At 75.1% G+C, this 1,746-nt stretch carries 1 protein-coding gene; it reads right to left on the bottom strand.

Translation table 11 applies throughout. The features are described from left to right. Window positions 1-186: 186 nt before the first annotated feature. The coding region (locus tag H5J30_RS31260) for an alpha-galactosidase (protein WP_181790903.1) at window positions 187-1,746 on the bottom strand (1,560 nt) is incomplete at its 5' end.

Genomic DNA, 1,746 nt, shown 5'->3' with positions numbered 1-1,746 from the left:
GCGCCGGGCGAGCGCGCGGCCCGCCTCCGTGCGGTCGTGGAAGCGCATGGTCCCGCTCCGTCGGGGTCCCCCCGCTCACGTCACATTGTGCGACGGCCCGCGCGGGGGCGCATCCCGCGCGGTCACGCGTACGGTCCGGGCGGGTGCGGTCCGGGCGGGTACGGCCCAGCGCGGGCCCCGGGGCCGTCAGCGGCGGCGCAGGTGCACCACCGCGGCGTCGAGGTCGCCGTGCAGCCCCGTGTGCAGCCCCCGGTGCGCGAGCACCGCGCCGCGCAGCACCTCGCCCGGCTCGCCGCCGGCCAACACCTCGTACTCCGCGGCGGTGTCGAGCGCGGCGAGGCGCAGCGGCGGCAGCGACTCGTTGTAGCGCTGGGCCTGCAGCCAGGCGAGGACGACGACCTCGTCGGCCCGCTCGGGGTCGTCGCCGAGGACGTACTGCACCGCGCTCAGGCCCTCCTGCGGCTCCCGCAGCCGGTAGAGCCGGCCGAGCTGGACGGCGGGGCGGATGCGCTTGTACAGCTCCACCCAGCGACCGGCCTCGGCCAGCTCCTCGCCGCTCCACCGCGCGAGGTCGCCGCCGACGCCGAGCACGCCGGCCATGGCGCTGACGAAGCGGTAGCGCAGGCTGCTGACGCGGTCCTGCATCTGTTCGTTGGGGCTGTCGGTGACCCAGGCGGCCGTGACCCGGGCGGGGTGGATCTGGCCGATGCCGTGCTGGATGGGCAGCCGGTCGAGCGGGTCGGTGTTGTCGGAGGTCCACACCTGGTCCGTACGGGACAGGATGCCGAGGTCGATCCGGCCGCCGCCGCCGGAGCAGGACTCGAAGGCGACGTGCGGGTGCGCGGCGCGCAGCCGGTCCAGCAGGCCGTACAGCCCCTGCACGTGCGGGAGCGAGGGGTCGGTGTGCGCGCCCGGTTCGGTCAGGGAGCGGTTGAAGTCCCACTTGACGTAGTCGATGGGCGCGGAGCGCAGCAGCTCGTCGAGCTGCTCCCACAGGTACGTCCTGACCTCGGGCCGGCCGAGGTCCAGCACGAGCTGGTGGCGGAACTCGGTGCGCCGGCGGTCCGGCCGGTGGTGGACCCAGTCGGGGTGGGCGCGGTAGAGGTCGCTGTCGGGGTTGACCATCTCCGGCTCGACCCAGATGCCGAAGTGCATGCCGAGGCCGTGGACTTCGTCGGCGAGGGGCTTGAGCCCGTCGGGGAAGCGGTCGGGGTTGGGCGTCCAGTCGCCGAGCCCGGCCTTCGCGTGCGTACGGGCGCCGAACCAGCCGTCGTCGACGACGAACAGCTCCACGCCCATGGCCGCGGCCCGCCGCGCCAGCTCGCGCTGGTGGCCGAGTTCGACGTCGAACTTGGTGGCCTCCCACGAGTTGTAGAGGACGGGCCGGGGGATGTGCGCGTCCGGTACGACGTGCGCGAGCTGCCAGGCGTGCCAGGCGCGGGACGCGGCACCGAAGCCGCCCGAGGCGTAGAGCCCGGCGAAGACGGGTGCGGTGTACGACTCGCCGGGTTCCAGCCGGACCAGCCCCGAGTCGTCGTGCCCGGCGCCGCCGACGGCCTGGACGACGCCGTCGTCGAGCCGCTGCACGGCGATGCGCCAGGACCCGGACCAGGCCAGCGCGCAGCCGTAGACCTCGCCGTGCTCCTCGCCCGCGGTGCCGTCGTCGAGGGCGATCCAGGGCAGGTGGCGGTGCGAGGTGTGGCCGCGGCGGCTGCCGATGACGGTCTCGCCGGGCGTCAGCTCGGC

The sequence above is a fragment of the Streptomyces phytophilus genome, from assembly GCF_013870535.1.
Classification (GTDB): Bacteria; Actinomycetota; Actinomycetes; order Streptomycetales; family Streptomycetaceae; genus Streptomyces; species Streptomyces phytophilus.
Note: the sequence above shows the minus strand (reverse complement) of the source record. Positions and strands in the feature narration are given on the sequence as shown.